Here is a 3,795-nt window from a genome sequence, read left to right as displayed (position 1 = left end):
CGGGCCAGCAACGCGTAGTGGTACGGGCCGAACACGGCAGGCAGGTAGCTTGCCGCCTGGCGATCGATCGTCAGGCAGAACGGCGAGATGCCTTGCAGCTTGGCTTCTGTCACGGCCTGGCGCATGTCCTCGACGCCGTAGCGGCCTTCGTAGTCGTCGATATCGTTGGGTTTGCCGTCGGAGAGCAACAGCAGCAGGCGGTGCGCCGCAGGCTCACGCATCAGCAGCATGCTGGCGTGGCGAATCGCAGCCCCGGTGCGGGTGTAGTGCTCCGGTTCGAGTCCAGCCACACGCCGCGCCACCTGTGGCCCATGGGCCTCATCAAAGCGTTTGACATTGCGCACCACGACCGCGTGCGGTCCCTCGCCGGAGAAGGCCTGCACGCTGAAGGGAGCGCCCATGCCTTCGAGGGCGATGCACACCAGCAGCAGCGCCTCGCGCTCCACGTCGATCACACGCCGACCGGCAGAGATCCATCCGTCGGTCGAGCCGCTCACGTCCACCAGCAACATCACGGCCAGGTCGCGCCGGCTGCGACGCTCCCCCTGGTACAGCCGCTGCGCCATCGGCAGGCCGGCGCGGACATCGGCCTGGGCCTCGACGAATGCTGGCAGGTCGATGTGGTCACCGTCCAGTTGCCGGTGCACGCGCTGACGCTGCGCACGCAGCAGTTCGAAGCGGCGGCGAACCTCCTGGAGCATGCCGCGCTGCTCCGCCAGCGTGTCGTCCACCCATTGTTGCGGCCCCTCGTGCGCCGCCAGCAGCAAGACTGTGGCGCCGGGGTCGCGGTAGGCCCCCGTGCGCCAGTCCCACTCGGGGTAGTGCAGCCGGTTGGGCGCTCTGCCGGGGTCCGCGGGACGGTGGCGCTGCATGCGCGGCGGCGGTGGATCGTCCGACAGCAGCACCTCCTTGGGCTTGCCGGGCGTGGACACCAGGCGGGCCTCGGGAAGTTCGGAGACGGCGTCGGCGACCTCTTCTGCAGCCGTCGCGGCGTCGCGGTCGGCCGGACGCTGCAAGCCCATGGGGTCCTCTGCCATCTCGTGCGGCTGGGCGGTCTGCACCATCCACGCGCCGGGCTGCGTCTGGCCCTCCTCGTCGCTGCCCTCGCGTACATCGGGACGGCGCGCAAGCCTTGCGCTGCGGGGCGATCCAAAGCTCTGGCGATCGTCTTCAGCCGACTGCGCGGTCCCCATCCGCACGGCGTCGGGCGGCGGCGCGCGCAGCTCACCGGTCCACCAGTCTCGCCACAGCAAGCGCCCGGCGGCGGCTCGGGGGGCCTCGGTCTGGATGCCGCCAAGCAGTGCGCGCGCCTGCGCCAGCACTTGTCCGGGTTCGGGTGGCACGCCGGGTTTGCAGGTGTGGGCCTTCGGCCACGCCCGTGCCGTGAACGGCTCGCCGGCCGGCGTGGCGAGCACCGCTCGTGCCAGCGATTCGAGGGCCCGCACGGGGGCTGACAGCGCACCAAGCGGCGGCCTGCGTTGCAGCGCCTCATGCCGCAGCGTGGCGAGGGGGGCAGCCAGCCCCGGCAGCGCGCGGACTAGGGCCTGATCGGACGCGTGTGCTTCGAGCAACAGGTACAGATCACGCTGCAAAGCTGGCCCGTCTGCCAGCACCAGGGACGCACTGCCGCGCACCGCGCGCATGGCCTGTTGCAACGCGATGGTGCGAAAGCGCTCGACGGCCAAGGGCGTCGGCTCGCTGATGTCGAATGCATCGGGCAACCAGATGCTGCATCCATCGGTGGCAGGTACCGCCTCCCGCACGGGCGCTTGCCGTCGGTGCTGGAAGAGCTGCGCCAGCAAGGTCGGCGGCGCCGGTGGCTGCGCCACGCGCAGCGCGAAGCTGCGGCCGAAGACTGCGGCGAGCAGCAGGTCCAGCCGCTGGGCAACGTCTGCCAGACGCACCGGTGCCGGGCCGCGGGGCGCTGGACGATGCCGGCGCCACAAGGCCTGCGCGAACACGGTCGCGTGGCGCGCCACGTCGGTGATGACGTCTTCCGCTTCGGCCATGGCGCGGCGTTGGTGCTAGACGAAGGTCGCGTCCACCAGATCGCGCATGGCGCCGACCAGCGAGGGCTCATCAGACAGCGGCGACACGATGGCGCTGTAGCACGCCTGATGCACACCGACGCCGCTGGCCGCCAGCCGCGCAGCCGCGATCAGCAGCCGGGTGCTGGGCACCTCGGCCAGGCCACGATCATGCAGGCCGCGCAGGCGCTGCGCCAGGCCGACCAGCGCGCGTGCGGTGGCGCCATCGACACCGCCTTCCAGCTGGACGATCTCGGCCTCCTGCTGCGGCGGCGGAAAGGCGAAGTCCAGTGCGACGAAGCGTTGCCGCGTGCTGGGCTTCATGTCCTTGAGCATGCGCTGATAGCCTGGGTTGTACGACACCACCAGCTGGAAGCCCGGCGCCGCTGCAACGGTCTCGCCGGTTTTGTCGATCGGCAGGATGCGCCGGTAGTCAGTCAGCGGGTGCAGCACAACGACCGTGTCCTGGCGCGCCTCGACCACTTCGTCCAGGTAGCAGATGGCGCCTTCGCGGGCGGCGCGGGTGAGCGGGCCGTCCTGCCAGACGGTGCCGTCGTGCTGGATGAGGAAGCGGCCGACCAGGTCGCTGGCCGACAGATCGTCGTGGCAGGAGATGGTGATGAGGGGCCGCTGCAGCCGCCACGCCATGTATTCGACGAAGCGCGTCTTGCCGCAACCCGTCGGCCCTTTCAGCATGACCGCGAGATGGCGGGCGTGGCATTGCTCGAACACCGCCACCTCGTCGCCGGTGGCCAGGTAGTAGGGCGCCTGCACCGGGCGCGCGTGATCCCCTGTGGGGTCGATGGCGCCAAACACGCTAGGCCACCGCGCGCCGGCGCACGGATGGGAGCGCGTCTCGCGCTTCCGGCTTCAGTTCGAACCGGGGAGCAAAGCGGAAGAAGTCGATGATGAACAGCGCCACGCCGATGGCGAAGATGGAGCCGGTGATGACCAGCATCACGAAGTGGATCTGGATCTTCAGTTGAGCATCGAGATAGCCCATGCCCATGATGCGCTCCAGGTAGACCTGCCCGATGCCGGCAGTGGCGAAGGAGAGCGTCATGCCGAACATGCCCGCGATTTGCATCCAGAAGGACCAGTAGCCCATCGAGGAGCCCTCCTCGGGGCGCCGCGTCATCGCAGGCAGCGCGTAGCTGATCATGGCCAGCACGATCATGGCGTAGGCGCCGTAGAACGCGGCGTGGCCGTGCATCGCCGTGATCAGGGTGCCATGCGTCCACTTGTTGACGCTGGGGAAGGTGTGCGCCAGGCCGAGCAGGCCGGCGCCGAACAGGGTGAACACAGCGCTGCCCACGGTCCAGTGCAATGCCAACTTGTTCGGATGGGCGAGCCCGGAGCGTCGGATGGCAGAGTAGGCATAGACCGCCATGCCCACCAGCGCCACCGGTTCGAGTGCACTGAACAGGCCGCCGATCGGCAACCAGTAAGCAGGCACGCCGATCCAGTAGTAGTGGTGGGCGGTGCCGATCACCCCGGCGATGAACACCAGACCGACGATCACGTACAGCCACTTTTCCATAACCTCGCGGTCCGCGCCCGACAGGCGGATGAGCAGGTAGGCCAGGAATGCGCCCTGGATCATCTCCCACACGCCCTCGACCCACAGATGGATCGTCCACCAGCGGTAGAAGATCGAGACGGTGTAGTTTTCGTAGTAAAGCAATGCTGGCACGTAGAGCACTGCCGAGAGCCCCAGCCCGCCGAGGAGCACGCCTTCGGTGGTCGTGAAGCGCCCCGATTTCTTGAT

The 3,795-nt window shown here is 68.8% G+C and carries 3 protein-coding genes; all 3 read right to left on the bottom strand.

The window, feature by feature from the left end:
• Window positions 1-2,009, bottom strand: a 2,009-nt coding sequence (locus tag AC099J_RS31490) for a nitric oxide reductase activation protein NorD (RefSeq protein WP_479619251.1), incomplete at its 3' end; no start/stop codon positions are given.
• 15 nt (window positions 2,010-2,024) lie between these two features.
• On the bottom strand, window positions 2,025-2,843 hold the full coding sequence (locus AC099J_RS31485; protein ID WP_479619250.1) for an AAA family ATPase: 819 nt from the start codon (window positions 2,841-2,843) through the stop codon (window positions 2,025-2,027).
• Between the two features lies 1 nt (window position 2,844).
• Window positions 2,845-3,795 (bottom strand): cbb3-type cytochrome c oxidase subunit I (locus AC099J_RS31480; protein WP_479619249.1); only part of this gene is annotated, 951 nt, incomplete at its 5' end.

Source organism: Rhodoferax sp. RT4P68 (assembly GCF_056521305.1).
Note: the sequence above shows the minus strand (reverse complement) of the source record. Positions and strands in the feature narration are given on the sequence as shown.